Genomic DNA, 25,220 nt, shown 5'->3' with positions numbered 1-25,220 from the left:
TCTACAGCGTCCGCACGAGCGTTTCGGCGACGGCGACCCATGCCGGGTCCTTGACCACGCTCTGGCGGCTGCCGGGGCCGGGGGGGAGGATGAGGAGCTGGCCGTCCTGCCGGTCGATCAGTCGCCCGAACAGGTAGCGCCCGGCAGGTCGCGGGACGAGAACGTCGCGGTTCATCGCCGCGCCGATCGCGTCGGACTCCAGCCGTTTGCACCAGATGTCGTCGCCCGCCCGATAGTCACCCACGCCGGCGACCACGCGCACCACCACCGTGTCGTCACGCGGCTGCGGAGGCAGGGCGAGCGTGCGCCGAGTGGGTGCCTTGGCGGTTCCGTTGCCGTCGAGTAGCGCGTCGACGCCGGCGTCCTGCACGTCGGCATGCGCGACCAGTTCGCTGCTGTCGACGCCCAGCGCACTCGCGATGCGATTGACCCAGCCGAGCGACAGCGTGCGCGTTCCGGTTTCGAGGCGGCCGATCGTCTGCGCGGTCGTCGGCGGGTCGCAGCGCTCGGCGACTTCGGCCAAAGTCAGGCCCTTGGCGCGGCGGACATCGCGGATCCGTGACTGCATTCTTCCCTCCCTTGAACCATATCGGTTTTTCTCTGTCCTACAGCCGTGCCGACATGGCAAGAGCCTTTTTGGTTGATTCGGATCAGGTGAGGAGATGCAGATGGGTGAGTGTAGGGCAACACAGACGGAGAAGCGGGCGAAGTTGGCAGACCCCCGATTGCTCGAAGAGGTCGGTATCCACGGCGACACCGTAGGCGGCAAGCCTTCGCGGCGGAGCGTGACCGTCAACCGCCTCGAAAGTCCCCTCGGTTGGCTGCGGTCGCGCGGTCATATCGAGGAGCGGCACTATCTGGCGGGGGAGCGACTGCGCAACGATTACGAGCGCGCGCAACTGTCGCAGCGCACGACCATGGCGTGGGACGCCGCTCCCGTTTCCCGAAGCCGCGGCGGCGGTTCGTCCGCGCCCGATCTCACGGGCGCGCAGCTCGATGCCAAGGCGCGCTTCGAGGCAGCGATCGATCATGCGGGCCCGGGTCTGTCCGACATTCTCTGGCGCGTCGTCTGTGCGGGCGAGGGGATGCGGGAGGCCGAAACCGCGCTTGGCTGGCCCGCCCGCTCGGGCAAACTCGTCCTCACGCTGGCCCTCGACCGCGTCGCGGCTTATTACCGCATCGAGTAGCGCGCCATAGGAGCCCGACATGCCCAAGATCGATCTCGACGCCATCGAGGCGACCAATGCGACGGGCTATCCGCCGCCTTTCGACGCCGACGTTGAAGGGCGCTGGTACAAGCGCCTCGCGCCGGTGACCGGGCTGAAGAAGCTTGGCGCCAGTCATGTCCGGCTCGACCCCGGTGCCTATTCCTCGCAGCGTCATTGGCACGCGGTGCAGGACGAAATAGTCGTGTTTCTGGAAGGTTCGGCCGTGTTGATAGACGATGAGGGGGAGACGCCGGTCGGCCCGGGCGACGTGCTAGCCTTTCCCGCCGGCGTCCCGAACGGCCATCGCCTCCACAATCGATCGGACAGCCCCTGTTTCTTCGTTGCGATTAGTGCAGGCAGCCGCGAGGAAGATGCTGGGGAGTATTCCGATATCGACATGATCTTCGACGCAGAAGGTTATGCTCGTAAAGACGGTACGCGATACAGCAGCGAGCGAGTAAAATGAGCCAGATCACCATCTTCGGGGCGAGCATGTCGCCATTCGTGCGCAAGGTAATTGCCGGCGCGATCGAGAAAGGCGTCGACTTCAAGCTGAAGACAGTCGGCTTCCAGGACCCCGACCCTGATTTTCGACGTGCAAGCCCGCTCGGCAAGATGCCCGCGATCCTCGATGGTGACTATGGCCTCGCCGATTCCAGCGCGATCCTCCATTATCTCGACGCCCGATACGACGGCCCCGCCTTGCTCCCCGCCGACCCGCAGGCGCGCGGGCGTGCGGTATGGTGGGACGAATATGGCGATACCGAATTGTTCGCAGTCGGGCGCAAGCTGTTCTTCAACCGCATCGTCGCGCCGCTCTTCCTGAAGCGCGAGGGCGACGCGGCAATGGCCGACCGCGCCGAGGCCGAGGATCTGCCTCGCGTCTTGGACTTTCTCGAAGAGCGCGTGCCTGACGTCGACGGCTTTCTGATCGGTAACACGCTGACGATCGCCGATCTCGCCGTCGCCAGCCCCTTCGTCAATCTCGACCATGCCAATGCGGCGATCGACTGGACTGCCTATCCGCGTCTGGATGCGTGGACAAAGGCGATGGCTTCGCGTCCCTCCTTTGCCAACTCGATCGCGCACGAGCAGGGCTTCTTCGCCAAGATCGGTCACAAGGTCGCGGGACGGTTGGGCGCGGCATAAGAAAAGGGCGGCAACCGCAGTCCGGTCGCCGCCCCTTAATCGGGTCTTCAGAAGAGCCTATTCTTCTTCTTCAAGGTTCGCCTTGAGGCCCTTTTCGGGCTTGCCCTGTCCTTTTTCCTGATATTTCACAGGGTCGAAATTGTCGCTGTCCATCGCTTCGATGCGCGCCTTTTCCGAATAGCTTTCGGGCTTGGGGTCTTTCTCGAGCCGGCTGTTGTCCTTGGTATCGCTCATCAATTGTCTCCTTCTTGCCCTACCAACGGGAGGGGCGGGGGAGGCGTTCCAAGCCGATACGAAAAGAGCCGCCCGGTTTCCCGAGCGGCCCAATTCGATAAGCCATGAGAAAAGAGGGGCTTACTCTTCTTCGCTCTTGTCTTCGGCGGTGTCTTCCTCGCCCGTCGCTTCGGCGACTTCTTCCTCGGTAGGAAGCTCGTCGGCGGTGCCCTTGAGGGGATGTTCCTCGACACCCTCGGCGACTTCGATCTCGCCTTCCTCGTTGACGACTTCGCCCGGCTCGAGAACGGCTTCTTCGTCCACGCCAGCTTCGATCGCGGTCGAGCGCAGTTCTGCCTGCTCTTCCTCGTACATCTGCTGGATGATGTCGATGCCCTGGCTCTGCAGCTCGGCTTCTTCCGGGCTACGCGCGACATTCGCCTTCACGACCACAGTCACTTCGGGGTGCAGGACGATATTGACGTCATGCATGCCGATGGCCTTGATCGGGCGAACGAGCTGAACCTGGCTCTTCTCGACCTTGAAGCCCTTCTCGTCCATGCCGGAAACGACGTCGCGGGTGGCGACCGAGCCGTAGAGCTGGCCGGTGTTCGAAGCCTGACGGATCATCACCAGTTCGGTGCCGTCCATCTTCTTGCCTTCGTCCGCAGCGACATCGCGCTTCTCGGCATTTTCCTTTTCGATGCGCTCGCGGTTCGCCTCGAAGACGGCCTTGTTCGCGGCATTGGCGCGAAGGGCCTTCTTGTTGGGAAGCAGATAGTTGCGCGCATAACCGTTCTTGACGGTAACGACGTCGCCGATGGCGCCGAGCTTCTCGACGCGTTCAAGCAGGATCACGTCCATATCAGTTCTCCTTACTTAACGACGTACGGCATCAGGCCGATGTGACGCGCGCGCTTGATCGCCTTGGCGAGTTCGCGCTGCTTCTTGGCGCTGACGGCGGTGATACGGCTGGGGACGATCTTGCCGCGCTCGGACACGAAGCCCTGCAGCAGGCGGACGTCCTTGTAATCGATGACGGGCGCGTCGTTGCCCGAGAAGGGGCAGGACTTGCGGCGACGGAAAAACGGACGGGCCATTAGCTGCGCTCCTTCTTCTTGCGCTCGGAGCGTTCGTTCTTGCGCATCATCGCGGACGGGCCTTCTTCATGCTCGTCGACGCGGATGGTCATGTAGCGAACGACATCTTCGTTGATGCGGGTCTGGCGCTCGAGCTCGGCGATCGCGGCCGGCGGCGTGTCCAGGCGAAGCATCACGAAATGCGCCTTGCGGTTCTTCTGGATCTTGTAGGCGAGGGACTTGACGCCCCAGTTTTCCGTCTCGACCACCTTGCCGTCATTGTCGGTGATGATCTTGGACGCTTCCTCGGTCAGCGTGTCGACCTGCGCTTGCGCAAGGTCCTGACGCGCGAGGAAGATATGCTCGTAAAGAGCCATATCATTTTCTCACATGTTGGCCGATCGCTGATGGCCGCACCATGCGCACCACCCCTCCGGCTGTCGTCATACGTTATGGCCGGAAGCGGGCAGCCCCGTCCGGTCGAGGGCGCACTTGCCCGAAAAGGGAAGCGATGGCAAGGGCGAAGGCACTGGGGGGATACCGTTCGATGGCCGAAATTCCGGACGAGAGGCGCGAGGCCGCCGAAGCCTATGCAGGAAAGCTCAACGCATTGCCGCACGGCCTTTTCGGCGCATGGCTGGGCATTCTCATCCTTTTCTGGCTCCGCGCCTACGGAATGCGGTCGGCCGATGCGCCGCCGTTCGAGGCAAGCGTCACACCGCTGCTCGCGCTGGCGATCGCGATGGGCTTCGCGGTCGCATTGCTTCCGCGGGGCTGGTACGTGCCACGCTCGCTTTGTGTGGAACATCGGCTCTATCGGCTATTAGGGGCGGATCGGCTCCGCGCCATCATTACCGATGGGGATCGCATCAACCGCAAGGTCCGTGCGCGTTTTCCGGGCTATCGCGTCCATGTCGGCGCTGATGCGTTGGAGGCGGCGGCGCGGCGCAGCTTCACCTCCGAACGGGCGCATCACGGCTTCTGGTGGTTCGGTGTCGGTTCCAGCATCGCAGGCTGGATCGGAGGCTGGCCGGCGTGGGCGATCGGGCTCCTGGTGGGCAACGTCCTCGTGAACCTGCTTCCGATGCTTCTCCAGCGCGCCACGCGAGCACGGATCGTTCTGTTGCGCCCTGCGGCCGTCCACGCAGCATTCGAACGGTCTGCCTGATCAAATGCGAATCGCCGGAACGGCGTCGCGCGAAACTCCGTTGCGGATTGGAACCCACCAATCACGGAGAAAATTCATGAGCAATCGCTTCGAGGGCAAACGCATCCTCATCACCGGCGGCACCAACGGTATCGGTCTGGCGACCGCCAAGCGGATCGTCGAAGAGGGCGGCGAGGTCGCGGTTACCGGACATAGCCAGGACCATCTCGACCAGGCAGGGCGCGAACTTCCGTCGGGAAGCCTCGTGCTTCGCAACGACGCGTCGGACCCCGAGGCCGCCAAGGAACTCGCATCCAAGGTCAAGGACCAGATGGGCCAGGTTGACGGCCTCTATCTCAACGCGGGCTACGGCGGGCGCACGCCGGCGGGCGAAACCGAGCAGGAAACCTTCGACCGCATGATGAATACGAACGTGCGCGGTCCTGTACTGCAAATGGCGCAGCTTGCCGAGCATGTGAAGGACGGCGGGGCGGTGTTGCTCACGGGCAGCGTGGCCACCCATAGCGGGATGCCGGGCGGCGGCGTCTATGGCGCGACGAAGGCCAGCGTTTCGGCACTCGCGCGCAGCTGGGCGAAGGAACTGGGTGAGCGCAAGATCCGCGTGAACTCTGTGGCGCCCGGGCCGATCGACACGGGCTTCATGGCCAAGTTCGCCGAGGAATCGGGCGGCATGGACGAGGAAGACAAGAAGGAAATGGCCAAGCGCATCAAGCAGCAGGTCGCATTGGGTCGGTTCGGCAATCCCGAGGAAGTCGCGGCGGTGACGACCTTCTTGCTGTCGGACGACGCTTCCTACGTGAACGGTAGCGAATATGTCGTCGATGGCGGCATGATCCTTCGCTGATCGCCCCGACAGAAAACAAACAAAAAGGGGCCGGTGGCACTACGCCGCCGGCCCCTTTTTTCATGAAGCGAAGCGACCCGCCGGAGCGGGCCGCTCGCCAAGCCGCTTAGAACTTCAAGCCGAAGCCCGCGGTGGCTCGTACGGTGTCGAACTCGATCGTATCGACGCCCACGCGCAGGAAGCCCGGGCCGACGCCGATGTCGGCACCGACGCCGAGGAGATAACCACTGCCGATGTCGTCGCCGTCGAGATAGCTTTCCACGTCGCCAACGAAGAGGTCGCGATCGGCGCCGACGATGCCGAGATCATCGGCCGATTCCAGCGCGATGTCGGTGACGTCGAAATCGACCCACTGATACCCACCCTTGGCGAAGATCCGGCTGTTGGTGCCGATGTTGCTGCCGACGAGCGCGGCGACGCCATATTCGCGATCGATCGCATCGTCACCGAACATGTAGTTGCCCTCGACGCCGAACTGGATGCCGCTGTCGGAAGGAATGGTCACGCCACCGAAGGCGCCGTAGATGACGCTGTCGATGTCGGTCTGCGCGTCGATGCCGATCTCGTTGAAATCGATCTCGTCGATCTGGTGATAACCGACCTGGCCGCCGACGTAGATGTCGGGACCCGAGGCGGCGTCCTGCGCGAGAGCGGGGGTCGAAGCCATCGCGAGCGCAGCGCCGCAGCTGAGCAAAATCTTTTTCATCATAATAAGTTAGTCCTAAAATTCAGCCGACTGACGAAACCAAACTTCGGCTTCCGCGGCCATGGGGTCGCTGCTCAATCGACGCGACGGTTAAAGGTTCCATTCTGAAACTTATACTTTCGACGAACGGCCTGCCTTGCGTCGCGGGACGGCAGGATTTAGGCGACGGGCACGACAGGAGAGCATGTTTATGGACGCCTATATTTTTCCCGGTCAGGGGAGCCAGAAGGTCGGCATGGGGAGCGAACTCGCCGGTGCCAGCGCCGTCGCACGCGACACCTTCGAGGAAGTGAACGACGCTTTGGGGCAGGACCTCGCGAAGCTGATGCGCGAGGGCCCCGAGGACGAACTGACGCTGACCGCCAATGCGCAGCCTGCCATCATGGCGCATTCGATTGCGGTGCTGCGGACCTTGGGCGTGAATGTCGCCGACAAGGCGAGCTTCGTCGCAGGCCACAGCCTCGGCGAATATAGCGCAGTTTTTGCTGCGGGCGGTTTCGATCTCGCCACTACGGCGAAGCTCCTGCGCATTCGTGGCGATGCGATGCAGGCGGCGGTGCCGGTGGGCGAGGGGGCGATGGCGGCGCTCCTCGGCGTCGACGTGACGCGCGCGTCCGAAATTGCCGAAGCGGCTGCCGAGGAAGGCGAAGTCTGCACGGTCGCCAACGACAACGATCCGGGGCAAGTGGTCGTCTCGGGCCACAAGGCGGCGATCGAGCGGCTGGTCAGGCTGGCCAAGGACATGGGCGCCAAGCGCGCGATCCTGCTGCCCGTGTCGGCGCCCTTCCATTGCGCGCTGATGATGCCCGCGCAGGATCGGATGGCCGAAGCGTTCGCGGTGAACGGACCCTCGGATGCCAGCATCCCCGTCATGCAGAACGTCTCTGCCAGCGCGGCGCGCGATGCGGCGACGCTCGAGCGACATCTCGTCGAACAGATCACCGGCCGCGTCCGCTGGCGCGAGTGCGTGCTGGCGATGGGCGAGGCCGGCGTGACCCGCTTCGTCGAAGTTGGGGGGAAAGTCCTCTCGCCGATGGTCAAGAAGACGTTGGGCGACGTGGAAACCGTCAGCCTCGTCTCGATGGCCGACATCGAAGCATTTGCGAAGGAAGTCTGATGTTCTCACTCGAAGGCAAAACCGCTCTCGTCACTGGCGCCTCCGGCGGCCTCGGCAGCGAGATTTCAAAAGCGCTGGCCGCGCAGGGCGCGCGTCTGGCGCTGTCCGGCTCCAACCAGGAGAAGCTCGACGCCTTCGCGGCGGATCTCGGTGGTGATCACGTCACTCTGGTCGCCGACCTGTCGAACGGCGAGAGCGTGGACGGCCTCGTCCCCGCCGCGGTCGAGCAGCTCGGCAAGCTCGATATCCTCGTCAACAATGCCGGGATCACGCGCGACAATCTCGCGATGCGGATGAAGGACGAGGAGTGGGATGCGGTCATCAAGGTCAACCTCGAGGCCGCGTTCCGGCTGATGCGCGCGGCGGTCAAGCCGATGATGCGCGCGCGCGGCGGACGGATCGTGAATATCTCCTCGGTCGTCGGCGAGACAGGCAATCCGGGTCAGATGAATTATGTCGCAGCGAAAGCGGGTCTCGTCGGCATGTCGAAGGCGCTGGCGCAGGAAGTTGCGAGCCGGAACATCACCGTGAATTGCGTGGCGCCGGGCTTCATGGCCAGCGCCATGACGGATGCGCTCGACGACAAGCAGCGCGAGGCGATTCTTTCGCGGATCCCGATGGGCAGCATGGGTGCGGGTGCCGATATCGGCGCAGCGGTGGCCTATCTCGCCAGCGATGAGGCCAGTTACATCACCGGCCAGACGCTGCACGTGAACGGCGGGATGGCGATGCCCTAGGGCGCGCCTAGCGTTCGGCTGTTGGCGCGGCAATGCGTCCGGTAGCGCGTCGGCTCGACATGGAGCCACGAGCCCGGTCGACGAAGCGTCAATAGGAGACGAGCGTGCGGTTCCAACGCTTATCGCAAATGTGGCGATGCGTTGGTCCGGCCCCGATCGGCTGGAGCATCGTCACGTCCTTGGCATGGAGATGCCCATCGTCCTGCTCTTCGCGATCGAACGCCACGCGGCAGTGTCGTTTGAGGTCGGTCTGACCGATTTCCTTCAGATCGTTTCGGTCGACGATGACTTCGGCACCGTCGTCTTCGGCCTCGATCACACCAGCGTGATGGTCGTCATTATAAGCGATAAGCCTACCATACTCGGTCATGTGCCGTCTCCCTTTGGCTTGAAAGGCAGTCGGCTAGGCGGGTCATCAAATGTTGGTGGCACAGCGTCTAGCTGACCCTCCGGATTTATCACAAGTTAACCATTTTCGCAATTGCGGCCGAGGACCTCTCGATGGCGAGCGATCCTGGCCGCCGCCCTTGATGCCTCTTTTGGGCCACCTATATCGCCTGCCGAAGTTCAATTTCGGGGCCGCAGCCGTGCGGAGCCACGGGGGACCCGAGAAGAGAGGGAAGTATACATGGCCAAAGTTATCGGCATCGACCTTGGGACCACCAACAGCTGTGTCGCCGTCATGGAAGGCGGCAAGCCCAAGGTCATCGAGAATTCGGAAGGCGCGCGCACGACGCCGTCGATCGTCGCCTTCACCAAGGACGGCGAGCGCCTCGTCGGCCAGCCGGCCAAGCGCCAGGCGGTGACCAACCCCGACAACACCGTGTTCGCGGTCAAGCGCCTGATCGGCCGCCGGTTCGACGACCCCGTGACGAAGAAGGACACCGAGTTGGTGCCCTACGAGATCGTCAAGGGTTCGAACGGCGATGCCTGGGTGAAAGCGGGCGACAAGGATTTCTCGCCCTCGCAGATTTCAGCCTTCATCCTCCAAAAGATGAAGGAAACCGCCGAGGCGTATCTCGGCGAGACGGTCAGCCAGGCGGTGATCACCGTGCCGGCCTACTTCAACGACGCGCAGCGCCAGGCAACCAAGGACGCCGGCCAGATCGCGGGTCTCGAAGTGCTGCGCATCATCAACGAGCCGACCGCGGCGGCGTTGGGCTATGGTATCGACAAGCAGGAAGGCAACAGCACCATCGCGGTCTACGACCTTGGTGGCGGGACCTTCGATATTTCGGTGCTCGAGCTGGGCGACGGCGTGTTCGAAGTGAAATCGACCAATGGCGACACCTTCCTCGGTGGTGAGGATTTCGACGCCGCGATCGTCGAATATCTCGCCGACCAGTTCAACAAGAAGGAAGGCATCGACCTTCGCAAGGACCGCCTCGCGCTGCAGCGCCTCAAGGAAGCGGCCGAGAAGGCGAAGATCGAACTGTCGTCGACCTCGACGACCGAAGTGAACCAGCCCTTCATCACCGCGCGCATGGAAGGTGGCTCGTCCACCCCGCTCCACCTCGTGGAAACGATCACCCGTTCGGACCTCGAAAAGCTGGTGGGCGACCTCATCAAGCGCACGCTCGAGCCGTGCAAGAAGGCATTGAAGGATGCAGGCGTGTCGGCCAGCGAGATCGACGAAGTCGTGCTCGTCGGCGGCATGACCCGCATGCCCAAGGTGCGCGAGACGGTCGAGGAATTCTTCGGCAAGAAGCCGCACACGGGCGTCAACCCCGATGAAGTCGTCGCCATGGGCGCGGCGATCCAGGCGGGCGTGCTGCAGGGCGACGTCAAGGACGTGCTTCTCTTGGACGTGACGCCGCTGTCGCTCGGCATCGAGACGCTCGGCGGGGTCATGACCAAGATGATCGACCGCAACACGACGATCCCGACGAAGAAGTCTCAGACTTTCTCGACCGCGGACGACAACCAGAATGCGGTGACGATCCGGGTCTTCCAAGGCGAACGTGAGATGGCGAGCGACAACAAGATGCTCGGCCAGTTCGACCTCGTCGGCATTCCCGCGGCTCCCCGCGGCGTGCCGCAGATCGAGGTGACCTTCGACATCGACGCCAACGGCATCGTGAATGTGTCCGCCAAGGACAAGGGCACGGGCAAGGAGCAGCAGATCCGCATCCAGGCCTCGGGCGGTCTGTCGGACGACGACATCGAGAAGATGGTGCAGGAAGCCGAGCAGTTTGCCGACGAGGACAAGAAGCGCCGCGAGATGGCGGAAGTCCGCAACCAGGCCGACAGCCTCGTGCACCAGACCGAAAAGCAGCTCGAAGAGCATGGCGACAAGGTCGATGCCGAAACCAAATCGGCGATCGAGGACAAGCTGCGCGAGACAAAGGAAGCGCTGGAAGGCGATGACGCCGAACTGGTGAAGTCGAAGTCCGATGCGCTGGCGCAGGAAGCGATGAAGCTGGGTCAGGCGATCTACCAGGCCGAACAGGCCGCGGGTGCCGAAGCCCAGGCTGATACGGCCGACGGCGCTGCCGACACGAGCGCCGACGACGATGTCGTCGATGCCGAGTTCAGCGAAGTCGACGAAGACGAGAACGACAGCGAAAAAGCGGACTGATGTCCGCCGTTCGATCCAATGACACGGCGGGGGGCCCAGCGTCTCCCGCCGAATGTCATTACGGTTCGGGCGGACGTGGGGATTTCTCGTGAGCAACACCGACTATTACGATCTGCTCGGTATCGACCGTGGAGCCGATGCCGCCGAGATCAAGCGTGCCTACCGCAAGGCGGCGATGGAATCGCATCCGGACCGCCATCAGGGGTGTGCCGATCAGGAAGCGCGTTTCAAGGCGATCAGCGAGGCATATGAAGTCCTCAAGGATCCGCAGAAGCGTGCGGCCTATGATCGTTTCGGCAAGGCCGCGTTCGAGAATGGCGGCGGCGGTGCGGGCGGTCCCTTCGGGGGCGGTGGCGGCGCAGCCGACTTTTCCGACATCTTCTCTTCGATCTTCGGCGAGATGGCCGGCGGCGGTCGCGCCGGGCGGCGCCCTGCGCCCGGTCGCGGCTCCGATCTGCGCTACGATCTGGACCTGGGGCTCGAAGAGGCCTTCGCGGGAACCAAGAAGACGATCACCATCGAAGCGATGGCGGACTGCGAACCGTGCGAAGGCAATGGCTCTGCCGGGACGTCGAGGCCCGTTATCTGCGAAACTTGCGGCGGTGCGGGCAAGGTTCGTGCGCAGCAGGGCTTCTTCGTGGTCGAACGCGGCTGCCCAGGCTGCATGGGCACCGGGCAGGTCGTCGCCGACCCGTGCACGCACTGCAATGGCGAAGGCCGCGTCCTCAAGAAGCGCAAGCTATCGGTCAACATACCCGCAGGCGTCGACGAAGGGACCCGCATCCGCGTCGCGCGCGAGGGTGAGGCGGGGGTGCGCGGCGCTCCCGCTGGCGATCTCTACCTCTTCGTCCATATGAAACGGCACCCGCTCTTCATGCGCGAGGGCTCGACGCTCGTTGCCGACGTCCCAGTCAGCTTTACGACAGCGGCGCTCGGCGGCGATGTCGAAGTGCCCGGCGTCGATGGCGAGAAGGTTCAGTTCAAGATTTCCCCCGGCATCCAGTCGGGCGAGACGCTCCAGAAACGGGGGGCGGGCATGAGTCTCGTCAATTCCAAGGGTCGCGGCGACATGGTCGCGCGCATCCATGTCGAGACGCCCGTGAAGATGTCGAAGAAGCAGAAGGACCTTCTCCGTCAGTTCCGCGAAACCGAAACGGGCGACGAATGCCCCGCGACGAAGGGCTTTTTCGGTCGCATCAAGGAAATGTTCTAGCGCGCCGGAGGCGGCGTCCGCAGCGGACTATTTACCGAAATGCTCGCTCAGTCGGCGGGAGACATTGGCGATCGTATAGGGCTTTTGGAAGACCATCCGGTGACGATGCTCCTCGGGAATCGAGGCTTGCTCTCCGTATCCGGTCGCGAACACGAAATCTATTCCGTTGTCGGCAAGCACGTCGGCAATCGGGAAACTGTTCGAATCGCCCAGATTGATGTCGAGCATCGCAAAATCGAACTGGTTGAGATCGATCGCCCCGAGAGCTCCCTCGACACTCGCTTCGGTCACGACTTCTCGTGCTCCCAGCCGCTGTAAAATATCCTCGGCGTCGAGGGCGATGATGAGGCTGTCTTCCACGAGCAGAACCTTCTTGTCCTCGAGCAGACGCTCATTGGACATGGCATCCGTTTCGACTTCGACCTTCGACGACGGCTTCGCGTCGCGCGGCGTGACCGCATGCTTGCCTTCCTCGCCCGTATGACGGGTGAGGTGACGCGGCGGAATGAGGAACGTCGCCTCAAGACCGTCCGGCTTGTACTCCATCGTCGCCTTGCCCCCCAGATCGTAGGGGATCGACCGTTCGATGATCGTCGTGCCGAAGCCCTTGCGCGTGGGTGGCTTGACCGTCGGACCGCCTTGTTCGACCCAGCGGATCTGAAGATGACCTGCATCATCGATCCGCCAGCGGATATCGACCGATCCCGAATCCGAAAGGCTCCCATATTTTGCCGAATTCGTAACCAGTTCGTGGATGACGAGGGCCATTGTAGAATAGGCCTGCGGGTTGAGCAGGACCGCGGGCCCGTCGCTCCGCACGCGGTCGGCCTGATTGACCAGAAAGGCTGCGACTTCGGCGTCGATAAGCTGCTGGAAGCCGGCCGGACCCCAATGGTCTTCGGTAATCTGGTTGTGCGCGCGTGCGAGTGCGTGGATGCGCCCGTCGATCATTTGCACGAAATCCTCGATCGAGACGCTCTCGTCGGGCTTCGACTGGCGGATGAGGCCACGGATGAGCGACAGGATGTTCCGTACCCGGTGGTTAAGCTCGGCGATCAGCAGTTCCTGCCGATCCTGCGCGGCCTTGCGCTCGGCACTTGCCTCGTCGGAAAGGCGCAGCACCACCTCGATCAGCGTCGCGCGGAGCGTTTCGGCAATGCGCTGTTCGACCTGTACGAATGGCTTGGAACGACCCTCCACCGTCTCTTTCCATTCCTCGAAACTCTGGCGCGGGTGGAGGCGCATCCCGTTGGGACCGTAGCTCGCAGGTTTCTGCGGATTGCCCGCCCAGCGCACCGAACGGATCCGTTCCTCGCGAAACAGCACGACATAGTCGCGCGGTGTGCGGCTGATGGGAATGGCCAGAAGGCCTGCCGCCTTCGCGGAATATTGGTCGGCGTCATCGACGAGGCTGCCGATATGGTCGGTCGTGTACACCCGGCCAGAGGCGGTCCCGTTCAGCGCGCGGACGATCCGCGCAAACTGCTCGGTGTCGGGGGTCTGTCCGGAGAAGGCATAGTTTCCGTTGATCCACACGGCCACGCCGTCGGCCGGGATGACCTTCGTGATGATCTCGGCGAACCAGCTCGGGTCGCTCAGCAGCGATTCATCGGTCGCGATCGCGCCGAGCAACTGGTCGGACATGTCGCGCGCGCGCCGTTCCAGATGCATGACTTCCTGACGCTCGCGCGATTCGATACGCATGGAAAATAGCTGGGCAAACAGCTCGGCGACCGATCGACGTTCGAAGGACGGGCAGCGCGGCGAATAATGGTGGCAGGCGATCAACCCCCACAATTCGCCTTCGACGATGATGCTTATCGACATGCTCGCCGCGACGCCCATGTTCTTCAGATATTCGATATGGATCGGACTGACCGCGCGGAGCACCGACATCGACAGGTCGAGCGGTTGATCGTCGAGGTCGCGCTCGGGCACGATCGGGACCGGCGCGGAATTCACGTCGGTGATGACGCGAAGGAGCGAGCGTTTGTACAGTTCGCGCGCCTGTTTGGGGATGTCGGTGGCCGGATAGTTGAGGCCCATGAAACTGCCGATGGAGCCCTTGGCGGCTTCGGCGACGACTTCGCCCGAACCGCTTCGGTCGAAGCGATAGAGCATCACCCGGTCGAAGCCCGTCAAGGCGCGAACCTGGCGCACCCCTTCGTTGAAGAAGCGCGCCATCTCCTCGTGACCGTCGAGGCGGCCGACCATCGATCGCACCGTGCCGGTGGCGTCGCCATAGTCCTTTTCCTTCGCCGGCTCGGCCTCGAGAATCACCTGGTTGTCGATCATGTGGACGGCGACGTCGAACTTGGTATCGACCTTGTCGCTGAGCGTCATATTGAACACGCGTTCGATCGCGTCGGGACCGCGAAGGAGTGCCAGGCGGTTGCGTAGCGAATGGATCGCCTCGCCGGAGAAGAAATCCGCGACCCGCACGCCAAGAAGGTCGTCGGGGACATGGGGGAGAAACTCGCGGATATTCGCGGAATGACGCATGACCTGCCAGTCAAGCGACAAGGCCAGCAGAAAGCCGATCGGCTGAATCGCGCCCAACTGGTGGATCGGTTCGCGATCGCAGTTGGTAAGATCTACCGGGCCGTCAAACTCTTCGACCTTGTTCATTACGTCCCCAAATACTCACGCGCGGCCGTGGAAAATGCATCGAAGGTTTTCGTCGCTGCCTGCACCGCTACGGCACGATCAACGGGGCTGGCTAACCTTTGTTCAAGTAGCGCAACGAATTCCCGCCATGCAAGGGGTGACTCATGGGTGAGAAACGCCTTCGGCAACGTATCCGGCACTCGGCGCTCAAGCAATTTCCCGCCGAGCCGCGACCCTTCGAGAACATAGAGCGTGCCGAGGACGTCGGGCTCTCCCACGACGGATGAAACCGCCACCGGCTTGGGCAGCGGGATGTCGAGCGCATCGAGGTCGCCGAGCAGGCTTGCTGCGCGCCGGTGCGCCGGCCAGTCGGCGAGGGTCTGCGCAGCGCCGGCATGATCGAGCGCTGCTTCATAAGGAAGAAGAGCGGCCGCCTGGATGCGCAGGAAGCGTGCATAATCTGCCGCGTTCGACAGATCGAGCGAGCCCATCATCGCATCGAGGGTCTCGTGCGCTTCGGACGTCGCCTCCCTGAGAGTGAAGCGCGCGCTCAAGACCCGAAAACGCGGTCGAAAATGACGTCCACGCGCGCCAGATGATGGTCGAGATCGAACAGGGCTTCCAGTTCTTCATCGCTCATGCGGGCGCCCACCTCATCGTCGGCCTTGAGAAGCTCCAGCAGCTTGAGCTGTCCATCGCTGTCCCAAACCTTCATCGCGTTGCGCTGGACGATGGCGTAGCTTTCCTCGCGCGTGAGGCCTTTCTGGGTAAGCGCCAGCAGGACACGCTGCGAATGGATGAGACCCCCCATCTTGTCGAGGTTCGCCTGCATCCGATCGGGATAAATGACGAGCTTGTCCATCACCCCGGTCAGCCGCGCGAGGGCGAAATCGAGCGTAATGCAGGCATCGGGGCCGATGAATCGCTCGACCGACGAGTGCGAGATATCGCGCTCGTGCCACAGCGCCACATTCTCGAGCGCGGGAAGCGCATAGGCGCGCACCATGCGGGCAAGGCCGGTGAGATTTTCGGTCAGCACGGGATTGCGCTTGTGCGGCATCGCACTCGAGCCCTTCTGGCCGGGCGAGAAATACTCTTCCGCCTCGAGCACCTCGGTGCGCTGGAGGTGGCGGACCTCGACCGCGACCCGCTCGATGGACGAGGCAATGACGGCGAGTGTCGCGAAGAATTCGGCATGGCGATCGCGGGGGATGACCTGTGTCGAAATCGGCTCCGGACTCAGACCCAATTCCTTTGCAACGTGCTCCTCGATCCGCGGATCGATGTTGGCGAAGGTGCCGACCGCACCCGAAATCGCGCAGGTTGCGATTTCGTCACTTGCGGACTTCAGCCGCGCCAGACCGCGATCGAATTCGGCATAGGCACCGGCAAGCTTGAGGCCGAAGCTCGTCGGCTCTGCATGAATGCCGTGACTGCGCCCCATGGTGGGGGTCGCCTTATGCTCGTAGGCGCGGCGCTTGAGGACATCGAGAAGCGCCTCCATGCCCTCGATCAGCAAGTCCGCCGATTGCGTCATCTGCACGGCAAGGCTGGTGTCGAGTACGTCCGAACTCGTCATTCCCTGATGGAGGAAACGCCGTTCGGCCCCCAGCTTTTCGCCTGCCCAGGTCAGGAAGGCGATCACGTCATGCTTGGTAACCGCCTCGATCGCGTCGATCGCAGGGACGTCGATCTCGCCGAGAACGTCGTCGTCATATGCCTTGCGAATCTTGCGCGCATCCTCGTCGGGGATCATCCCGATCTCGCCCATCGCCTCGGCCGCGAAAACCTCGATCGCCCACCAGATGCGATAACGGTTTTCGGTCGACCAGATGGCGGTCATTTCCGGGCGGGCGTAACGGGGGACCATGAGAGGACTCCGGGCTGTGAGGGACAGCGCCGCCTAGCAGCCTCGTTTCACGCCTACAACCAGTGCCTTCTGCGGTGCCGTCCCCTGTTCACAGCAGGCCTTGTTGGCGGAAGCTCAGGGGCCGCGCGCCGCCCACGATGACGTGATCGTGGACCGCGATCCGCAGGACGCGTCCGGCTTCGACCAGGTCACGGGTGATCGCCTTGTCGGCGCGGCTGGGCGTGGGGTCGCCGGAGGGGTGATTGTGGACGAGGATCAGCGCGGCCGCCTTGAGCTGGAGCGCCCTTGCCATGACCTCGCGGACATGGACCGCACTTTCATCGACCGTCCCTTCCCACAAACGTTCGTTGGCGATCAGGCGATTCTTGGTGTCGAGGAAGAGCGCGCGCACTTCCTCGGTCCCGCGCCACGCCATCTTGGCATGGAGATAGTCGAGGAGCGCGTCCCAGCTCGAGAGAATATCGTCTTCGCGCGCCTTTTGCTCGAGCAACTTGCGCGCCGTCGCGGCGGCGATCTTGAGCGCACCGATCTGCGCATCGCTGACGCCTTCGGCCCGAAGCGTGCCGACATCGGCATCGAGCAGGGGGACGAAGCCGCCGAACTGGGTGAGCAGCCGCTTGGCCATCGACTTGGTGTCGGCGCGCGCATTGGTGACGGTCAGAAGATATTCGACCAACTCATGCTCGAGGAGGGCGTCTTCGCCTTCTTCGAGAAATCGCGTGCGCAGCCGCGCGCGGTGGCCGGAAGGAGAAGCGGGGTCGGTGTCGTTCATCGCTCGCTCGCTCAAGCCCGCAAGCGTCACCGCTTCCGGGGGAATGTCCGAGCGGGGATGAGGAATAGAGTCCTGAAGCGCGAACGCAAGCCTAGCCGGCGCTTTCGAAACTGCCCGCATATTCGGGTGCGAGCGCGGAGAAGATCACCGCGTCGACCGGAATTTCCATGCGATACTCGCCTTCCGCATAGGGACCGGCGACATAAGGGTCGGCGACGAGCGTGAACCGCTCGAACTTGCCGTTGCCGTCGCGGTCGGTCGGCACCACGCTGACTTCGCTCGCGAGGTCGGGGCACTCGCCGAACATTCCTTCGACCTTCACATTCCCGCGCTTCTCAGCCCGCATCTCCTCGAGTTGGGCGCAGAAGGGGGCCTTCAGCGCATCTTTCAGTTTCGCATTCCTCCCGAAAAGGAGGCGGATTGGAATCTCTTTACCGGCTTTGAGATCCCACAGCAGCGTGGCCGTGCCGCTATTGGGGTGCGCCCCGCCGGTGTAGCTCGAGACACTCGCGAGCAGGCTGAGGAGGCGGTCGGAGCGACCCGCGCTTTCCCACTCGGTCGAACCGAAGAGGCCGTTGAACTCGTCGCCCCGCTCGGCACGTGCCTTTCGTTCTTCGCCGGCAATACGGCGAAGGTCGGCTTCTGCCGCTCGCGCTTCCTCCCGGAACCGCTCGTCGATCGCGTCGACCGCGGTCGCTTCGGCAGGCCATGCGTAGGTAAAGTCGACGAGCGCATCCTGTTCGACGATCCGTACGGCGGTCGGCCTGGCCTCGGGCGCCGGCGGATCGCTGATCGAAACCGGCGGATCGGACGGCGCTGGTTGGGAGGGCGTGGCACTATCGCTGGCGTCCGCGTCCCCGCAGGCAGCAACGAGAAGAGCGAGCGAGGCAACGAGGGCGGTCCGCGATGCGGACGCGCGAGGGGTGAAGAAGCTCATGCAGGGCAAGCGCAAAAACCACCCGGTTGTTCCGCCCCTTGCGGTTGACACTGGAGGCCTCGGTTCATAAAGGGGCGCTGCCTTTCGGGCTTGTCTTTTCAAAGCCCCGGCTCCTGGTGCCAGCTTTCGCCCGAAACGCTGGCACTTGGTTTACGGGAGGAACGAGTGTCCAAGGACGAACCCGACAAGCAAGCGCCAAAGCTTCCCGAGGATGCGCGGATCGATTCGCTCGAAGAGCGACTGCGACGAGCACAGGATCGCGAAGCGGAGCGGACAGGAGCCAACCGCGCCCCGCCCGACAAGAACGAGGCGGCCGGATCGCGGGTTCTGTCCTATCTCCTCGGCGGTTTGTTTGGCGGCGGGCTGGTCGGCTGGATGGTCGATCGCTTCGCGGGCACGGGCAACATCGGTCTGGTGGTCGGCCTGATCCTCGGGATCGTGGGCGGCTTCTGGAGCATCATCAAGTTTTCGAGCACGCAGGGTAGCGGGTTCGGCAAAGACGGGAACGACTAGTGGCTGGCGAAGCAGAAGGCGGCAAGATCGATCCGATGTACCAGTTCGAGGTGCATCCCCTGTTCGGCGAGAACTGGGAAATCGCAGGCTACCAGATTCCCTTCACCAATTCGGCCGCATGGATGGCGGTTACCCTCGGCGTCCTGGCGATCTTCATGCTCGGCGGCTTGAAGCGCGATCTCATCCCGGGTCGCTGGCAGATGGCGGTCGAAGGTTTCACCGGCTTCATCACCGACATGATCGACACGAACATCGGCAAGAACGGTCGCGCCTTCGTGCCCTATGTCTTCTCGCTCTTCATGTTCATCCTGTTCGCCAACCTGCTCGGTCTTTTCCCGACGGCGCTGTTTGGCGTGCACGCCTTTACCGTGACGAGCCACCTGACGATTACCGGCGTTCTCGCCGTGGTCAGCTTCGCGCTAGTGCTGATCGTCGGCTTCGCCAAACACGGCCTGCATTTCTTCAGCCTGTTCGTGCCCCACGGCACGCCCAAGCTGATGATCCCGCTCATCTTCCTCATCGAGCTGTTCAGCTTCCTGTTCCGCCCGATCAGCCTCGGCCTGCGTCTCTTCGTGGCCATGACCGCAGGACACATCCTGCTCAAGGTTCTCGCGGGCTTCGTCATCAACGGTTCGGCGGGCGGCATCGCGACGCTCGCGGTCGTCAGCCTTCCCTCGATGCTTTTGATGATCGGCGTCTCGATGCTCGAGATCCTTGTCGCCGGCATCCAGGCCTATGTTTTCGCCCTGCTCACGTCGCTGTATCTCAACGACGCGATCAATCTTCACTAATCACTGACATTTCAACTGGGAGTTTTATCATGGACGCAGAAGCTGCAAAACTGATCGGTGCGGGTCTCGCCGCCATCGGCGCCGGCATGGCCGCCATCGGCGTGGGTAACGTCTTCGGCTCGTTCCTCGAGAGCGCGCTGCGCAACCCGGCCGCCGCCGACAGCCAGCAGGGCCGCCTGTTCATCGGCTTCGCCGCCGCCGAACTTCTCGGCCTGCTCGCGTTCGTCGTCGCGATCATCCTGCTCTTCGTCGCCTAAGCGTCGAAGCATTCAAGGTCCTTATTGAGGTCGGTTCATGCCGCAAATTGCGCAAATCGCGGAAATCTACGCGTCGCAGATCTTCTGGCTGACGGTATTCTTCGGCGCCATCCTGGTCTTCATCGGCTATGGGATGTTGCCCAAGATCCAGCAGACGGTCGACATGCGCGACGACAAGATCGCGGCCGACCTCAAGGAGGCCCAAGATGCGCAGGACGCGGCGGACAAGCTCGAGGAGGACTATCGCGCCTCCCTCGATGCCGCCCGTAGCGAGGCCGCGAAGGCCAATGCGGAGGCCAAGGCCGAAGCGGCGAAGAACACCGCCGCCAAGGTCAAGCGCGCCGACACCAATATCGACAAGAAGCTCGCCGCCGCCGCGGACGAGCTGATCACCCAGCGCCAGACCGCGCTCGCCGAACTGGAGGCAATTGCCGCCGAAGCGACGCAGGCGATGATTGCCAAGGTATCGGGCCTGACCGTCGACAAGCGTACCGCCAGCGCCGCGGTCAAGAAGGAACTGCAGCATGGCTAGCCAGAACCCTCCCGGCGAGCCCATTACCGAGCTGCCGATCACGACGCACGAGGAAGGCTATACGAGCTATTTCGCCGATGGCGCCGTGTGGGTCGCGATCGCCATGGCGCTCGTCATCCTTCTGATGGTCTGGAAGAAAGTGCCGTCCGCGATCGGCAAGAGCCTTGATGCCAAGATCGCGGCGATCCGCGAGCAGCTCGACGAAGCCAAACAGCTTCGCGAGGAAGCCGAGGCGCTGCGCACCGAATATGAGGGGAAGGCCAAGGCCGCCGAGAAGGACGCCGCCGCCATCCGCGCTCGTGCCGACGAGGAAGCTGCCGCGATCATCGCCAAGGCGGAAACCGACGCCAAGGACATGGTAGAGCGAAAGAAGGCCATGGCCGAAGCCAAAATCGCTTCCGAACAGCGCGCCGCCGTCGCCGACCTCAAGGCCAAGACTGCGATGGCTGCCAAAGCCGCTGCCGAACAGATCATCGCTGCCAAGGCCGACGAGTCGATGGATGCAAAACTCATCGACGAGGCGATCACGAGACTGAACTGATCGCAGTGATCGGAGAATAAAGAAGGGCCCGGAAGCGCACTGCCTCCGGGCCCTTTTTGCTAAGTGCTCGAGCAATCTAGCTCTGCTGGTGCAGACTACCCTTCTCGCTCACGCCTTCGAGCGCCATTTCATCATAGCTCTGTCCGGTTTCACGCGCGATGTCACCGAGGCTGATGACGCCAACCAGTTCCTGGTCCGCACCGATCACTGGTAGACGGCGTACCTGACATTCCTTCATCTTCTTCGCAGCCGTTTCGAGTGTGTCAGTCGCCGACACCCACTCGGGACTGTCGCTCATCAGTTCCGAAACGCTGCAATCGGCACCCTTGCCCGACGCGACGCCGCGCACGGCGATATCGCGATCGGTGATGGTCCCGACCAGCTTCTGCCCGTCGCAAACCGGCACGAAGCCCGTGTCTTCCGACAGCATGAAACTCGCCGCGTCCTTCGCGCTCGACGAAGGCGAAACGGTTTTGATATTCTTGGTCATGATCTGATCGATCTGCATATGACTAACTCCCTTTGTTTGGTGGACGCGCCGATGCGCGCCGCATTCACCAAATCAATGGACGAAAGGCGGTAGTCGATCCGCGATCAGGGCGTGTTTTCGGTCAACAGTGTGTAAGTCGCGACGGCTTCGTCTCTTTGGTTAAAGACCTCGACGGCCCACTTCACTACGCCCGTTTCTTCGGATTTGATGGACTTGGACTTGACGGTCAGCTCCACGCGCATCGTGTCGCCCGGGTAGAGCGGTGTGAGAAACTTCAGATCCTCCAGCCCCGTATTCGCCAGCACGGGACCCGGATCGGGATCGACGAACAGTCCTGCCGCAAAGCTCAGGATGAGATAGCCATGCGCCACGCGCCCCTCGAAGATGGGCGACGCCTTGGCGGCCTCCTCGTCCATGTGCGCGTAGAAGTTGTCGCCGGTGAACTCGGCAAAATGTTCGATGTCCGCGACGGTGACCTCGCGTGTGTCCGAAAAGAAGGTCTGCCCGAGGTCCAACTCGCTCATCGTCAGCCGGAAGGGGTGGACTTCGCTTTTGGTCTTGGGCGCGCCGGCAACATATTGCTCCGAAATCGCGGCGATCATCGCGGGCGTCGACTGGATCGCCGTGCGCTGCATGTAGTGGTGCAGCCCCCTGAGGCCACCCATCTCCTCCGAACCGCCCGCGCGTCCCGGTCCGCCGTGAACGAGGACGGGGAGGGGAGAGCCGTGCCCGGTCGACAGCTTCGCATTGTCGCGGTTGATGACGAGCATCCGCCCGTGAAAGGCTGCAGCGCCGCGCACGAACTGCCCCGCCGCTACCGGATCATGGCTGAACATCGATAGCGCAAGGCTACCCATTCCGCGGTTCGCCAGCGCAATCGCATCGTCGAGGTCGCGATAGGGCATGATCGTCGCCACCGGCCCGAACGCCTCGACATCGTGAACCGCATCGGCCGCCCATGGATCGTCCGCGCGCAGCAGGATGGGGTCGATAAACGCCCCTCCCGCAACGCCCCGTTCGGCGTCGGGATCGCCATGCACGATCCGCGCGCCGCCCGCGACCAGCTCACCGATCTTTTCGCGGACGTCCTCACGTTGGCTACACGAGACCAGCGCTCCCAGCGTCGTCTGCTTCTCGCGCGGATCGCCGATCGTCAGGCTCGACAGCTTTTCCTTGAGCGCGGCCTCGACTGCGTCCAACTGCGCTGCGGGAACGAGCGCGCGACGGATCGCGGTACATTTCTGCCCTGCCTTGACCGTCATCTCGCGGGCGACTTCGCTCACGAACAGGTCGAACTCGGCGCATTCCGGCCCCGCATCGGGCCCCAGCACGCTGGCATTCAATGAATCCTGTTCGGCCACGAAGGTCACGCTTTCGCGCAGCACCGTCGGATGGTTCTTGAGCTTGCCTGCGGTCGCCGCCGAGCCCGTGAAACTCACCACGTCCTGCCCGCCGAGATGCTCGAACAGGTCGCCGACCCCGCCGACGATCAACTGCACCGCGCCCTCGGGCAGCTTTCCCGTCTCGATCAGGATCCGGAACGCCGCTTCGGCCAGATAGCTCGTCGCGGTCGCGGGCTTCACGATGCAGGGCATCCCCGCCAGCAGCGTCGGCGCCATCTTCTCGAGCATCCCCCAGACGGGGAAATTGAAGGCGTTGATATGCACCGCCGCGCCCTGCTTGGGCGTCATGATGTGCTGGCCGACGAAGCCAGGCTCCTTCGCCAGCGCCTCCTGCTCGCCGTCGAGCCAGACATGTGCGTCGGGAAGCTTCTTTCGCCCCGTCGAGGAATAGCTGAGCATCGTCAGTGCGCCGCCGTCGATATCGATCCACCCATCCCCGCGCGTCGCGCCCGAATGCGGATTGAGCGCGTAGAGCTCCTCCTTCCGCTCCATGAGCGCGAGCCCCAGGTCCTTCAGAAGCCATGCCCGCTCGTGAAAGGTCATCGCCCGAAGCGCCGGCCCGCCGACATTCCGGGCATGATCGAGCATGGCCGCGAAATCGAGCCCGTCCGACCCCGTTCGGGCCACCTCGCTGCCGTCGATCGCGCTGGGAATGGTGCGCAGATCGCCCGCGCCTTCCTTCCAGCCGTCCATTGCATAATTGAGCAGGGCAGGGGTCTTCATGGGCATCACCTTCAGGACTGGGAATTGCGATCAGCGCGCCGATGCCTAGCCCAGCGTGCCACCCCCGCCAAGCGTCCGCCCGGCGAAGCGGTTCCCTCCGAAACGGACCCGCTTGTGCGCGCTAGGGCAGAGCATTTGGCGTACATAGTCGTCCATGGACATGCAGCACCGCTTCACTCCCGCCACACGACCGGCGGCGGATCTGCCCGACGACGAGCGCCCGTTCCCCCGCAGGGCGGAAGAGACGCGCTCGCTCGTTGCCATCGCACACGGCCGTGCCTTCGCGGCCAGCCGACCGCAATCGAGCCTGTCCGCGGACGAATGGCCCGTTCGGAAGGACGCGCGCGCCGCGATGATGACGCAGCGCCACGCCGACCGCCGCTTCGCCCGCTGGGAGGCAGGCAGAGAAGCAGCAATCGGATCCAGAATGGACGAACAGCAGGGGTCGGCCGGCAGCCGCATCGTGATCGCCCTGGCAGGGCTCCTGACCGGCGTCGGACTGGCGCAGGCGCTCGACACGGGCGTGACGGCGATCGGCGCCATGCTGGGCTTTTGATTGCCATCCGGCTGTCTTGCGCGCACCAGAGCGTGCCGGTGGGAGCGAAAGTCGGAAACAGTTCGTCGGCATCTCACGCGCGGCGCACGTCGGTTCGGTTGAAGCGCTCGCGCTTGGAGCATCATTCCTCGCAGAGGAGCGCCCCGGAGCCTTCATCCCGAAGCTTGCAACCAGCCGCCTTAGCGCAAGCGCGCAAACTTTATTCGCCTTTGAACGTCGGCTTTCGCTTCTCGAGAAACGCCGCGACGCCTTCGGCATAATCTTTGGTGAACCCCAGGCGGCGCATCTCGTCGCGCTGCAGGTCGAGTTCTTCGTCGAGCGTGCGTGACCCGCTGGTGCGGATCAGCTTCTTGATCGCGGCGAGACCAAGTGGGGGAAGAGCGGCAAGTTTTTGCGCGGTCCCCATGACCTCGTCCATCAACGCTTCGTCGGGCACGGCCTTCCAGATAAGGCCCCAGTCGGCCGCCTTTTCTGCCATGATCGGCTCGCCTGTCAGTGCCAGACCCAACGCCCGTTGCTGGCCCACCAGACGAGGCAAGTGCCAGCTTCCCCCGCTATCCGGGATCAGTCCCAGCGCGGAAAAGCTCTGGATGAACTTCGCGCTCGTCGCGGCAAAGGTCAGGTCGCAGGCGAGCGCGATATTTGCCCCCGCACCCGCTGCCACGCCATTGACCGCGCACAGCACCGGCTGCTCCATTTCTGCCAGCCGGCGGATCAGCGGATTCCAACTCGCCTCGACCGTCTCGCCCAGATCGACGCGTTCGCCCGGCGCGACCTTGCGGTCGTTGAGATCCTGCCCCGCGCAAAATCCGCGCCCCGCGCCCGTCAGCACGACCACCCGCGCATCCGCACATTTGTCGAGCGCCGCACGAAGCTCCTCGTGCATCGCCGCCGTAAAGCTGTTGAGCCGGTCGGGCCGGTTGAGCGTGATCGTTGCGACATGCGCGTCGCGAGTGAGAAGGATGGTGTCGGTCATAGCCTCATCCCTTGGCATAGCTCTCCAGATAGCCGCAACGGGTACAGCGCCATGTGCGAATGGGGATCAGGGCCTTCTTGTCATGTTTGATGCCGTACCATTTCTTGTCCGGCGCGCGCGGATGAAAGGCAGGCGCATGGATCGCGCCATAGCCATTGTCGGGGACATATCCCTCCTCGATCTGCATCGACTGGCACTTCGGGCATTCTCGCATCATCGCGTCAGATACTCCTACCGCCT

31 protein-coding genes are annotated in these 25,220 nt (G+C 63.3%); 15 read left to right on the top strand and 16 right to left on the bottom strand.

Features of this window, described 5'->3' with window-relative positions; genetic code table 11:
- Position 1: 1 nt before the first annotated feature.
- Positions 2 to 568, bottom strand: a complete 567-nt coding sequence (locus tag WJS89_RS03495) for a helix-turn-helix domain-containing protein (protein ID WP_346339533.1) — start codon at positions 566 to 568, stop codon at positions 2 to 4.
- 142 nt (positions 569 to 710) lie between these two features.
- On the opposite strand from WJS89_RS03495, the gene WJS89_RS03490 reads away from it, so the two are divergent.
- Genes WJS89_RS03490 through WJS89_RS03480 form a run of 3 tightly spaced genes read left to right on the top strand, consistent with a single transcriptional unit; the run spans position 711 to position 2,357 of the window.
- Positions 711 to 1,187: a DUF6456 domain-containing protein gene (locus tag WJS89_RS03490; protein WP_431993601.1), complete on the top strand. Its 477-nt coding sequence runs from the start codon at positions 711 to 713 to the stop codon at positions 1,185 to 1,187.
- A gap of 19 nt (positions 1,188 to 1,206) precedes the next feature.
- Positions 1,207 to 1,674: a cupin domain-containing protein gene (locus WJS89_RS03485; RefSeq protein ID WP_346339532.1), complete on the top strand. Its 468-nt coding sequence runs from the start codon at positions 1,207 to 1,209 to the stop codon at positions 1,672 to 1,674.
- A complete protein-coding gene (locus tag WJS89_RS03480; RefSeq protein WP_346339531.1) occupies positions 1,671 to 2,357 on the top strand; it encodes a glutathione S-transferase family protein in 687 nt (228 codons plus the stop codon). Before WJS89_RS03485 ends, WJS89_RS03480 begins: the two co-directional genes overlap by 4 nt.
- A 57-nt stretch (positions 2,358 to 2,414) precedes the next feature.
- On the opposite strand, the gene WJS89_RS03475 is transcribed toward WJS89_RS03480, so the two are convergent.
- From WJS89_RS03475 to rpsF, 4 genes are all read right to left on the bottom strand, one after another.
- Positions 2,415 to 2,591 (bottom strand): hypothetical protein, encoded by a 177-nt coding sequence (locus WJS89_RS03475; RefSeq protein ID WP_346339530.1) that lies wholly within the window; start codon positions 2,589 to 2,591, stop codon positions 2,415 to 2,417.
- A gap of 120 nt (positions 2,592 to 2,711) precedes the next feature.
- The gene (rplI, locus tag WJS89_RS03470) at positions 2,712 to 3,434 is read right to left on the bottom strand and encodes a 50S ribosomal protein L9 (protein ID WP_346339529.1); all 723 of its coding nucleotides are present in this window, start codon (positions 3,432 to 3,434) and stop codon (positions 2,712 to 2,714) included.
- Between the two features lie 11 nt (positions 3,435 to 3,445).
- Positions 3,446 to 3,670, bottom strand: coding sequence for a 30S ribosomal protein S18 (gene rpsR / locus WJS89_RS03465; RefSeq protein WP_343343048.1), 225 nt, complete (start codon positions 3,668 to 3,670; stop codon positions 3,446 to 3,448).
- Positions 3,670 to 4,026, bottom strand: coding sequence for a 30S ribosomal protein S6 (gene rpsF, locus WJS89_RS03460; protein ID WP_346339528.1), 357 nt, complete (start codon positions 4,024 to 4,026; stop codon positions 3,670 to 3,672). The genes rpsR and rpsF overlap by 1 nt, the downstream gene beginning before the upstream one ends.
- A 170-nt stretch (positions 4,027 to 4,196) precedes the next feature.
- Between rpsF and WJS89_RS03455 the strand changes: the two genes are divergently transcribed.
- Positions 4,197 to 4,817 carry a glycosyl-4,4'-diaponeurosporenoate acyltransferase CrtO family protein gene (locus WJS89_RS03455; protein ID WP_346339527.1) on the top strand — a complete coding sequence of 207 codons (621 nt, stop codon included), beginning with the start codon at positions 4,197 to 4,199 and terminating at the stop codon, positions 4,815 to 4,817.
- A 76-nt stretch (positions 4,818 to 4,893) separates the two neighbouring features.
- Entirely contained in the window at positions 4,894 to 5,661 is a 768-nt protein-coding gene (locus WJS89_RS03450; RefSeq protein WP_346339526.1) for an SDR family oxidoreductase, read from the top strand.
- A 106-nt stretch (positions 5,662 to 5,767) separates the two neighbouring features.
- Here the strand turns inward: WJS89_RS03450 and WJS89_RS03445 are convergent, their stop codons facing one another.
- Complete coding sequence (locus tag WJS89_RS03445) at positions 5,768 to 6,370, bottom strand: outer membrane beta-barrel protein (protein WP_346339525.1); 603 nt, start codon at positions 6,368 to 6,370, stop codon at positions 5,768 to 5,770.
- Positions 6,371 to 6,557: 187 nt separating this feature from the next.
- On the opposite strand from WJS89_RS03445, the gene fabD reads away from it, so the two are divergent.
- On the top strand, positions 6,558 to 7,484 hold the full coding sequence (fabD, locus tag WJS89_RS03440) for an ACP S-malonyltransferase (RefSeq protein ID WP_346339524.1): 927 nt from the start codon (positions 6,558 to 6,560) through the stop codon (positions 7,482 to 7,484).
- On the top strand, positions 7,484 to 8,221 hold the full coding sequence (gene fabG / locus WJS89_RS03435) for a 3-oxoacyl-[acyl-carrier-protein] reductase (protein WP_346339523.1): 738 nt from the start codon (positions 7,484 to 7,486) through the stop codon (positions 8,219 to 8,221). Before fabD ends, fabG begins: the two co-directional genes overlap by 1 nt.
- 88 nt (positions 8,222 to 8,309) lie before the next feature.
- Here the strand turns inward: fabG and WJS89_RS03430 are convergent, their stop codons facing one another.
- The gene (locus WJS89_RS03430; protein WP_346339522.1) at positions 8,310 to 8,591 is read right to left on the bottom strand and encodes a hypothetical protein; all 282 of its coding nucleotides are present in this window, start codon (positions 8,589 to 8,591) and stop codon (positions 8,310 to 8,312) included.
- 258 nt (positions 8,592 to 8,849) lie between these two features.
- Between WJS89_RS03430 and dnaK the strand changes: the two genes are divergently transcribed.
- Both dnaK and dnaJ read left to right on the top strand, forming a co-directional pair.
- Positions 8,850 to 10,799, top strand: coding sequence for a molecular chaperone DnaK (gene dnaK / locus WJS89_RS03425; RefSeq protein WP_346339521.1), 1,950 nt, complete (start codon positions 8,850 to 8,852; stop codon positions 10,797 to 10,799).
- 52 nt (positions 10,800 to 10,851) lie between these two features.
- Positions 10,852 to 12,012 carry a molecular chaperone DnaJ gene (gene dnaJ / locus WJS89_RS03420; RefSeq protein ID WP_346339520.1) on the top strand — a complete coding sequence of 387 codons (1,161 nt, stop codon included), beginning with the start codon at positions 10,852 to 10,854 and terminating at the stop codon, positions 12,010 to 12,012.
- 27 nt (positions 12,013 to 12,039) lie between these two features.
- Here the strand turns inward: dnaJ and WJS89_RS03415 are convergent, their stop codons facing one another.
- The 5 genes from WJS89_RS03415 to WJS89_RS03395 form a co-directional block, all read right to left on the bottom strand.
- Entirely contained in the window at positions 12,040 to 14,640 is a 2,601-nt protein-coding gene (locus WJS89_RS03415; protein ID WP_346339519.1) for an HWE histidine kinase domain-containing protein, read from the bottom strand.
- Positions 14,640 to 15,173, bottom strand: a complete 534-nt coding sequence (locus tag WJS89_RS03410) for a biliverdin-producing heme oxygenase (RefSeq protein WP_346339518.1) — start codon at positions 15,171 to 15,173, stop codon at positions 14,640 to 14,642. The genes WJS89_RS03415 and WJS89_RS03410 overlap by 1 nt, the downstream gene beginning before the upstream one ends.
- On the bottom strand, positions 15,170 to 16,489 hold the full coding sequence (gene purB / locus WJS89_RS03405) for an adenylosuccinate lyase (protein ID WP_346339517.1): 1,320 nt from the start codon (positions 16,487 to 16,489) through the stop codon (positions 15,170 to 15,172). Before purB ends, WJS89_RS03410 begins: the two co-directional genes overlap by 4 nt.
- An 88-nt stretch (positions 16,490 to 16,577) precedes the next feature.
- Positions 16,578 to 17,261: a RadC family protein gene (radC, locus tag WJS89_RS03400; protein ID WP_346339516.1), complete on the bottom strand. Its 684-nt coding sequence runs from the start codon at positions 17,259 to 17,261 to the stop codon at positions 16,578 to 16,580.
- 91 nt (positions 17,262 to 17,352) lie between these two features.
- Entirely contained in the window at positions 17,353 to 18,198 is an 846-nt protein-coding gene (locus WJS89_RS03395) for a PdaC/SigV domain-containing protein (protein ID WP_346339515.1), read from the bottom strand.
- 165 nt (positions 18,199 to 18,363) lie between these two features.
- Between WJS89_RS03395 and WJS89_RS03390 the strand changes: the two genes are divergently transcribed.
- From WJS89_RS03390 to WJS89_RS03370, 5 genes are read left to right on the top strand one after another with little or no spacing between them, the layout of a single operon-like run.
- Positions 18,364 to 18,711: an AtpZ/AtpI family protein gene (locus WJS89_RS03390; protein ID WP_346339514.1), complete on the top strand. Its 348-nt coding sequence runs from the start codon at positions 18,364 to 18,366 to the stop codon at positions 18,709 to 18,711.
- A 35-nt stretch (positions 18,712 to 18,746) separates the two neighbouring features.
- A complete protein-coding gene (locus tag WJS89_RS03385; RefSeq protein ID WP_346340073.1) occupies positions 18,747 to 19,502 on the top strand; it encodes a F0F1 ATP synthase subunit A in 756 nt (251 codons plus the stop codon).
- A gap of 29 nt (positions 19,503 to 19,531) precedes the next feature.
- Entirely contained in the window at positions 19,532 to 19,759 is a 228-nt protein-coding gene (locus tag WJS89_RS03380; RefSeq protein ID WP_343343015.1) for a F0F1 ATP synthase subunit C, read from the top strand.
- 37 nt (positions 19,760 to 19,796) lie between these two features.
- A complete protein-coding gene (locus WJS89_RS03375; RefSeq protein WP_346339513.1) occupies positions 19,797 to 20,291 on the top strand; it encodes a F0F1 ATP synthase subunit B family protein in 495 nt (164 codons plus the stop codon).
- Positions 20,284 to 20,832, top strand: coding sequence for a F0F1 ATP synthase subunit B family protein (locus WJS89_RS03370; protein ID WP_346339512.1), 549 nt, complete (start codon positions 20,284 to 20,286; stop codon positions 20,830 to 20,832). The genes WJS89_RS03375 and WJS89_RS03370 overlap by 8 nt, the downstream gene beginning before the upstream one ends.
- Before the next feature lie 76 nt (positions 20,833 to 20,908).
- On the opposite strand, the gene WJS89_RS03365 is transcribed toward WJS89_RS03370, so the two are convergent.
- Both WJS89_RS03365 and paaZ read right to left on the bottom strand, forming a co-directional pair.
- Positions 20,909 to 21,340, bottom strand: a complete 432-nt coding sequence (locus WJS89_RS03365) for a CBS domain-containing protein (protein ID WP_346339511.1) — start codon at positions 21,338 to 21,340, stop codon at positions 20,909 to 20,911.
- A gap of 86 nt (positions 21,341 to 21,426) precedes the next feature.
- On the bottom strand, positions 21,427 to 23,448 hold the full coding sequence (paaZ, locus tag WJS89_RS03360; protein WP_346339510.1) for a phenylacetic acid degradation bifunctional protein PaaZ: 2,022 nt from the start codon (positions 23,446 to 23,448) through the stop codon (positions 21,427 to 21,429).
- A gap of 154 nt (positions 23,449 to 23,602) precedes the next feature.
- Here paaZ and WJS89_RS03355 point away from each other — a divergent pair, with 154 nt between their 5' ends.
- Entirely contained in the window at positions 23,603 to 24,004 is a 402-nt protein-coding gene (locus WJS89_RS03355) for a hypothetical protein (RefSeq protein WP_346339509.1), read from the top strand.
- Between the two features lie 199 nt (positions 24,005 to 24,203).
- Here the strand turns inward: WJS89_RS03355 and paaG are convergent, their stop codons facing one another.
- Positions 24,204 to 24,980: a 2-(1,2-epoxy-1,2-dihydrophenyl)acetyl-CoA isomerase PaaG gene (gene paaG / locus WJS89_RS03350; RefSeq protein WP_346339508.1), complete on the bottom strand. Its 777-nt coding sequence runs from the start codon at positions 24,978 to 24,980 to the stop codon at positions 24,204 to 24,206.
- Between the two features lie 4 nt (positions 24,981 to 24,984).
- Positions 24,985 to 25,197 carry a hypothetical protein gene (locus tag WJS89_RS03345; protein WP_346339507.1) on the bottom strand — a complete coding sequence of 71 codons (213 nt, stop codon included), beginning with the start codon at positions 25,195 to 25,197 and terminating at the stop codon, positions 24,985 to 24,987.
- Positions 25,198 to 25,220 lie beyond the last annotated feature (23 nt).

This window comes from Sphingomicrobium aquimarinum, assembly GCF_039655735.1.
Taxonomy (GTDB): domain Bacteria; phylum Pseudomonadota; class Alphaproteobacteria; order Sphingomonadales; family Sphingomonadaceae; genus Sphingomicrobium; species Sphingomicrobium aquimarinum.
The sequence above is the reverse complement of the archived record's forward strand: the minus strand, read 5'-3'. Positions and strand labels throughout refer to the sequence as shown.

What these genes read in the sequence shown, in the direction of transcription:
- rplI (WP_346339529.1), bottom strand. Translation starts at nt 3,434, where the DNA reads ATGGACGTGATCCTGCTTGAACGCGTCGAGAAGCTCGGCGCCATCGGC.
- WJS89_RS03365 (WP_346339511.1), bottom strand. Translation starts at nt 21,340, where the DNA reads ATGCAGATCGATCAGATCATGACCAAGAATATCAAAACCGTTTCGCCT.
- paaZ (WP_346339510.1), bottom strand. Translation starts at nt 23,448, where the DNA reads ATGAAGACCCCTGCCCTGCTCAATTATGCAATGGACGGCTGGAAGGAA.
- fabD (WP_346339524.1), top strand. Translation starts at nt 6,558, where the DNA reads ATGGACGCCTATATTTTTCCCGGTCAGGGGAGCCAGAAGGTCGGCATG.
- WJS89_RS03485 (WP_346339532.1), top strand. Translation starts at nt 1,207, where the DNA reads ATGCCCAAGATCGATCTCGACGCCATCGAGGCGACCAATGCGACGGGC.
- WJS89_RS03345 (WP_346339507.1), bottom strand. Translation starts at nt 25,197, where the DNA reads ATGATGCGAGAATGCCCGAAGTGCCAGTCGATGCAGATCGAGGAGGGA.
- WJS89_RS03455 (WP_346339527.1), top strand. Translation starts at nt 4,197, where the DNA reads ATGGCCGAAATTCCGGACGAGAGGCGCGAGGCCGCCGAAGCCTATGCA.
- dnaK (WP_346339521.1), top strand. Translation starts at nt 8,850, where the DNA reads ATGGCCAAAGTTATCGGCATCGACCTTGGGACCACCAACAGCTGTGTC.
- WJS89_RS03355 (WP_346339509.1), top strand. Translation starts at nt 23,603, where the DNA reads ATGGACATGCAGCACCGCTTCACTCCCGCCACACGACCGGCGGCGGAT.
- paaG (WP_346339508.1), bottom strand. Translation starts at nt 24,980, where the DNA reads ATGACCGACACCATCCTTCTCACTCGCGACGCGCATGTCGCAACGATC.
- WJS89_RS03375 (WP_346339513.1), top strand. Translation starts at nt 19,797, where the DNA reads ATGCCGCAAATTGCGCAAATCGCGGAAATCTACGCGTCGCAGATCTTC.
- fabG (WP_346339523.1), top strand. Translation starts at nt 7,484, where the DNA reads ATGTTCTCACTCGAAGGCAAAACCGCTCTCGTCACTGGCGCCTCCGGC.
- WJS89_RS03395 (WP_346339515.1), bottom strand. Translation starts at nt 18,198, where the DNA reads ATGAGCTTCTTCACCCCTCGCGCGTCCGCATCGCGGACCGCCCTCGTT.
- WJS89_RS03480 (WP_346339531.1), top strand. Translation starts at nt 1,671, where the DNA reads ATGAGCCAGATCACCATCTTCGGGGCGAGCATGTCGCCATTCGTGCGC.
- WJS89_RS03450 (WP_346339526.1), top strand. Translation starts at nt 4,894, where the DNA reads ATGAGCAATCGCTTCGAGGGCAAACGCATCCTCATCACCGGCGGCACC.
- radC (WP_346339516.1), bottom strand. Translation starts at nt 17,261, where the DNA reads ATGAACGACACCGACCCCGCTTCTCCTTCCGGCCACCGCGCGCGGCTG.
- dnaJ (WP_346339520.1), top strand. Translation starts at nt 10,852, where the DNA reads ATGTCATTACGGTTCGGGCGGACGTGGGGATTTCTCGTGAGCAACACC.
- WJS89_RS03415 (WP_346339519.1), bottom strand. Translation starts at nt 14,640, where the DNA reads ATGAACAAGGTCGAAGAGTTTGACGGCCCGGTAGATCTTACCAACTGC.
- WJS89_RS03495 (WP_346339533.1), bottom strand. Translation starts at nt 568, where the DNA reads ATGCAGTCACGGATCCGCGATGTCCGCCGCGCCAAGGGCCTGACTTTG.
- WJS89_RS03380 (WP_343343015.1), top strand. Translation starts at nt 19,532, where the DNA reads ATGGACGCAGAAGCTGCAAAACTGATCGGTGCGGGTCTCGCCGCCATC.
- WJS89_RS03445 (WP_346339525.1), bottom strand. Translation starts at nt 6,370, where the DNA reads ATGATGAAAAAGATTTTGCTCAGCTGCGGCGCTGCGCTCGCGATGGCT.
- rpsF (WP_346339528.1), bottom strand. Translation starts at nt 4,026, where the DNA reads ATGGCTCTTTACGAGCATATCTTCCTCGCGCGTCAGGACCTTGCGCAA.
- purB (WP_346339517.1), bottom strand. Translation starts at nt 16,489, where the DNA reads ATGGTCCCCCGTTACGCCCGCCCGGAAATGACCGCCATCTGGTCGACC.
- WJS89_RS03430 (WP_346339522.1), bottom strand. Translation starts at nt 8,591, where the DNA reads ATGACCGAGTATGGTAGGCTTATCGCTTATAATGACGACCATCACGCT.
- WJS89_RS03370 (WP_346339512.1), top strand. Translation starts at nt 20,284, where the DNA reads ATGGCTAGCCAGAACCCTCCCGGCGAGCCCATTACCGAGCTGCCGATC.
- WJS89_RS03475 (WP_346339530.1), bottom strand. Translation starts at nt 2,591, where the DNA reads ATGAGCGATACCAAGGACAACAGCCGGCTCGAGAAAGACCCCAAGCCC.
- WJS89_RS03385 (WP_346340073.1), top strand. Translation starts at nt 18,747, where the DNA reads ATGTACCAGTTCGAGGTGCATCCCCTGTTCGGCGAGAACTGGGAAATC.
- rpsR (WP_343343048.1), bottom strand. Translation starts at nt 3,670, where the DNA reads ATGGCCCGTCCGTTTTTCCGTCGCCGCAAGTCCTGCCCCTTCTCGGGC.